Genomic DNA, 4,658 nt, shown 5'->3' on the forward strand with positions numbered 1-4,658 from the left:
CATCGCGCCGAGAGTACTGCGGGGTCAGCCCGTGGGAGGCCAGGGCGCCGCTGACCGGTGGACGGCACCGAGCCGTCGCATGACTTGAAGAAGGGGGAGGCCTCGCGGCCTCCCCCTTTTTTGCGTTTACGGGCTTTTGTCTCACATAGTAGCTGTGTTTTATAACCCTCGTTTGTCGCATCTTCTGCGAACGGGCTACAATAACTTAGTCTGTGCGATATGGAGGTGAACATGGCTGAAGCTGGTATCGGCGTTGATATCGTCGAGATTTCCCGCATGAAATCAATTCTTGAAAAGACACCGTCGTTTGCTCGGCGTGTGTTTACCGAAGAAGAGCGTGCGTATTGCGATGCATCATCGCGTCCCGCTGCTCACTATGCGAGCCGCTTTGCTTCGCGCGAGGCGGTACTTAAAGCTCTCGGCACGGGTTTTAGTCAAGGCGTGGGTCGCAAGGATGTTTCGGTTACGCGTGATAAACTCGGCAAACCGAAGGCGCTGCTTTCGGGCCGTGCTCTCGAGATCGCTCAAGAACTGGGTGTTGTTGAGGTCGCTCTTTCCATTACGCTTACAGGAGACTTGGCCGTTGCGAATGCCATCGCGATTACCGAAGATGCTCGGCCTAAGCCAAAAGAGGAAAAGGTGAGCACCAAGAAACGCGTAGCGCAGACATTTAAAGAGGCTCGCTCTGTTTTAGATGAGCTTGAGCAGCTGCAGAATTCAGCATTGACGGAGCACCTGGGCGATGCTTCGCAAGATACGCTAGGAGCATAGATGAAACCGGTTTTGAGTACCGAAGAAGTCGTTCGTCTCGAGGATATCATCGAACGCGAAGGGACTTCGAAGGCCGAGCTTATGGAGCTAGCGGGTGAGTTTGCCGCCAACGAGGTCTTGAAGCTCAATCCCGATCGGGTTCTCGTTCTGGTCGGTTTTGGTAATAATGGCGGCGACGGTTGGGTTGCCGCCGATATCCTGAGCCATAAGGGTGTGGACGTGGATATCGTTTCTCCGGTTGAGCCGGATGAGATTCCTGCTGCTCTGGCACGTCATGTTGCTCGTCGTACTGCCGGCCGCGATGTGCACGTTTGCGTCGGCCCCTCGCGTGACGAACTCGAGGTTTTGATCGATAAGGCCGATGTTGTTGTCGATGCCATTTTTGGTACCGGTTTCCACGGAAATCTGCGTGCGCCGTTCTCCATCTGGATTCCTACGGTCAATGAATGCGCCGATTGTGTCGTATCCATTGATGTTCCCTCGGGCCTGAATGCCGAGACGGGCGTTGTTGATGACGACTGCATTCGTGCCGAGCATACGGTGACGATGATTGCGCCCAAGATTGGTCTGTATAGCGCTGATGGTCCTGAGTATGCTGGCGATTTGATCTGCGGCAATCTTTACGACCGTCTTGACGAGGTCATCGATGATGTCGACCACGCCGCCGAGATTGTCGAGCCCGGTGACTTAGTTGATTACTTTGCCCCACTACCTACGAATATCGATAAGTATTCCCGTGGCTCTGTGCTTATTGTCGCCGGATCTGCTCAATATCCTGGTGCTGCCATTATGGCGGCCAAGTCTGCAGCTCGCGCGGGTGCTGGTTACGTGGCAGTCGCGGCTCCTGACGCCTGCGCCAATCTTATTCGCATGGCACTTCCTTCGATTCCCGTCTTTGCTATTCCGTCTGATTCCCGCGGCTCCTTTGGCGCCGCTGCGCGCATGACTGTGTGCGAGATTGCAAAGAAGTACAGCTGTGTACTGTGCGGTCCCGGTATGACGACATCTGCCGGCGCTATGCAGGTGGTTTCGGGCTTGCTCGAGCTTGATGTGCCGCTTATCTTGGACGCCGATGCACTCAACTGCCTTGCTAAGATTGCCATTGACGGTATTGATAGTAATCCCGAGATGTATCGTCGCGAGCAGCCGTTGGTTATGACGCCGCACTATCGTGAACTTTCGCGTCTGGTTGCCGGTGACGAGGTGAACGACCTTGGTACTGCGATTGCAGCCGCGCAGAAGGTTGTCTGGGCTGCAGGCTCTGACAATCTGGTGGTCATTGCCAAGGGGCCGACGACGGCTATCTGTGGCGTTGAGCGTGTGCTGCTGCCGCTCTCGGGTCCGGCTTCTCTGGCAACTGCCGGTTCGGGTGATGTTCTCGCGGGTATTTTGGCCGGCACGCTTGCCACCATGCGCGACGAGATGGATCGTTGGGAGTTGCTGTATTCGTACGCCGTCGCACTTCACAGCTACGCCGGTTTTGCCGCGGCGACGGAGTATGGTGAGAAGAGCGTCATCGCGACCGATCTTATCGACTTGATCGGTCCTGCCATGGAACTGGCGGCAAAGGATGCGCTCGAAGATCTGGGAATCATGGACGAAGGGTCGGATGACTAATCATGAATAAAGCCGATTTGACGCGCTGGTCCTGGGTCGAGATCGACCGCGGGGCGCTCCGTCGCAACACGAGGGCCTATAAGAATTTGCTGAATCCACGTCAGCGCCTGTGCTGCGTGGTTAAGGCCGATGCTTATGGTCATGGAGCTGTTGAGTGCGCCAAGATCATGTATTCGGCCGGTGCCGACATGTTTGCCGTGGCGACGGTTAACGAGGGCGTTGAGCTCCGACAGGGCGGGATTACGAAGCCCATCCTCATCCTAAGCGAGCCGCCTATCGAGGCCATTCCGACGTTGCTCGAGTTTGATATCATGCCCTCGGTCTATACGTCTGACTTTGCTCTTGCGTATGGCGAATGTGCCGTCGCGGCGGGCAAAGTGGGCAAGTATCATCTCGCCATCGAGACGGGCATGAATCGTATCGGCGTTCACTACACGCAGGTGCTTGACTTTGTCCGCGGTATTAATTTCCATCGCGGTATTCAGTGCGACGGCGTATTTACGCACTTCGCCACGGCCGATGAACCTTCGGGCTGGGACTACAAACTGCAGTGTCAGCGCTTTACCGAGGCCGTTCAGGCCATTAAGGATGCGGGCTTTGAGTGCGGTATCGTGCACTGCGCCAACACGCCGTCCTCGATGCTCGACCCTTCGATGCATTTTGATATGATTCGCGCCGGCGTTGGCTTGTATGGAATGCAGCCGTGCGAGCTGAGTGGCCGCGTGATGCAGCTTGATCCCGTTATGAGCGTCCATGCGCGTGTGACGCGCGTGGCACACCCTGCGATGGGTGAGGGCGTGGGCTACGGTTTTACCTACCGCGTACCGCGTACGCGCGTTCAGATCTGCACGCTGCCGATCGGTTATGCCGATGGCCTATCGCGTACGCTTTCCAATCGTATGGATGTGCTGTATCGCGGCGAGCGCGTGCATCAGGTTGGCAATATCTGCATGGACCAGTTTATGGTCGCCATTCAGTCCAACCCGGCACACGAGATTCCCGAGGCCGAGTATGGTGACGAGATGATTATTGTCGGCCGCGATGGCGATGCCGAGATCACTATGGACGAGATGGCCCGACTGCGCGGAACGATTAACTACGAGGTCGCCTGCGGCTTTGGCATGCGTCTCGACAAGGTTTACGTGTAGGAGCCGCTATGGGCGTCATGCACATCCCCGGCCATACCCATCAGGCACCACGTGAGGTCGCACTCGAGGAAATTGAGGCCGTTCTGGGCGATTGTCACCTCTGCCAGCTCTATCAGTCGCGTCACAATATCGTGTTTGGCGTGGGAAACCCCCGCGCTCGTGTGATGTTTATTGGCGAGGCGCCGGGCCGCAATGAGGATTTGCAGGGCGAGCCCTTTGTGGGGGCGGCAGGCGAGGACCTCAACGGCATTTTGTCGCTGGCGGGGCTCAAACGCGAAGACGTCTACATTGCCAACGTGCTTAAGTGCCGCCCGCCGGGAAACCGCAATCCGCGTCCCGAGGAAGTGCTGGCTTGCTCGCCGTTTTTGCGTGAGCAGATTCGAAGCATCTGGCCCGATATTATCGTGACGCTCGGCAACCCCGCGACACACTTTGTGCTTAAGACCGAGATTGGTATTACTAAGCTGCGCGGCAGGTTCCACCAGATGGGGCATTTTGTAGTAATGCCCACTTTTCATCCGGCAGCAGCGCTGCGCAATCCGGCGTGGCAGGAGCTGCTGGAGGAAGACTTTAAGATGCTGGGCGATTATCTGGAGCGACATCCCGCACCAGAGGACGCCTCGGAATAATAAGGAGCATATATGTCCCTGGAGCGCCTGGGGGTAGGTACTTACAAAACGACTTGCGCTGCCGATACGGAGTACTTTGGCGAGCTAATTGCACCGTGCCTTGAGGACGGCGATGTGCTCATCCTGACCGGTGGCCTGGGGGTGGGCAAAACTCACTTTACCAAGGGCGTCTCGCGCGGGCTGGGCGATGGGCATATGGTTACGAGCCCTACGTTTGCGCTCATGGCCGTTCACGATCAAGGTCGTATTCCGCTGTTTCACTTTGATCTATACCGCCTGGAGCATGCCTACGAGCTCGAGGATACGGGCATTTTCGATGTGCTGGGCTATGAGGGTGCTTGCCTGCTGGAATGGGGCGAACAATTCCAGGACGAGCTGACGGATGAGTATCTTTCGGTGACGCTCAAGCGTGATGAGGGCGACAGCGATGTGCGAACGATAACGCTTGAGGCGCACGGTGACCGCGCAATGGAGCTTTCCCATTTGATTGATA

5 protein-coding genes are annotated in these 4,658 nt (G+C 56.7%); all 5 read left to right on the forward strand.

All coding sequences use genetic code 11. The features are described from left to right. Nucleotides 1–231 precede the first annotated feature (231 nt). Nucleotides 232–771, forward strand: a complete 540-nt coding sequence (gene acpS / locus ABHR76_RS09455) for a holo-ACP synthase (RefSeq protein WP_006235843.1) — start codon at nucleotides 232–234, stop codon at nucleotides 769–771. Continuing rightward, on the forward strand, nucleotides 772–2,388 hold the full coding sequence (locus ABHR76_RS09460) for an NAD(P)H-hydrate dehydratase (protein WP_082222952.1): 1,617 nt from the start codon (nucleotides 772–774) through the stop codon (nucleotides 2,386–2,388). A 2-nt stretch (nucleotides 2,389–2,390) separates the two neighbouring features. Then, nucleotides 2,391–3,536 (forward strand): alanine racemase, encoded by a 1,146-nt coding sequence (gene alr, locus ABHR76_RS09465; RefSeq protein WP_035137770.1) that lies wholly within the window; start codon nucleotides 2,391–2,393, stop codon nucleotides 3,534–3,536. 8 nt (nucleotides 3,537–3,544) lie between these two features. Then, the gene (locus tag ABHR76_RS09470) at nucleotides 3,545–4,165 is read left to right on the forward strand and encodes a uracil-DNA glycosylase (protein WP_006235848.1); all 621 of its coding nucleotides are present in this window, start codon (nucleotides 3,545–3,547) and stop codon (nucleotides 4,163–4,165) included. Between the two features lie 12 nt (nucleotides 4,166–4,177). Further along, on the forward strand, nucleotides 4,178–4,658 hold a 481-nt coding region (tsaE, locus tag ABHR76_RS09475; RefSeq protein WP_346977523.1), incomplete at its 3' end, for a tRNA (adenosine(37)-N6)-threonylcarbamoyltransferase complex ATPase subunit type 1 TsaE.

The organism is Collinsella aerofaciens (genome assembly GCF_039752985.1).
GTDB classification, from domain to species: Bacteria; Actinomycetota; Coriobacteriia; order Coriobacteriales; family Coriobacteriaceae; genus Collinsella; species Collinsella aerofaciens_BT.

What these genes read in the sequence shown, in the direction of transcription:
- acpS (WP_006235843.1), top strand. Translation starts at nt 232, where the DNA reads ATGGCTGAAGCTGGTATCGGCGTTGATATCGTCGAGATTTCCCGCATG.
- ABHR76_RS09460 (WP_082222952.1), top strand. Translation starts at nt 772, where the DNA reads ATGAAACCGGTTTTGAGTACCGAAGAAGTCGTTCGTCTCGAGGATATC.
- alr (WP_035137770.1), top strand. Translation starts at nt 2,391, where the DNA reads ATGAATAAAGCCGATTTGACGCGCTGGTCCTGGGTCGAGATCGACCGC.
- ABHR76_RS09470 (WP_006235848.1), top strand. Translation starts at nt 3,545, where the DNA reads ATGGGCGTCATGCACATCCCCGGCCATACCCATCAGGCACCACGTGAG.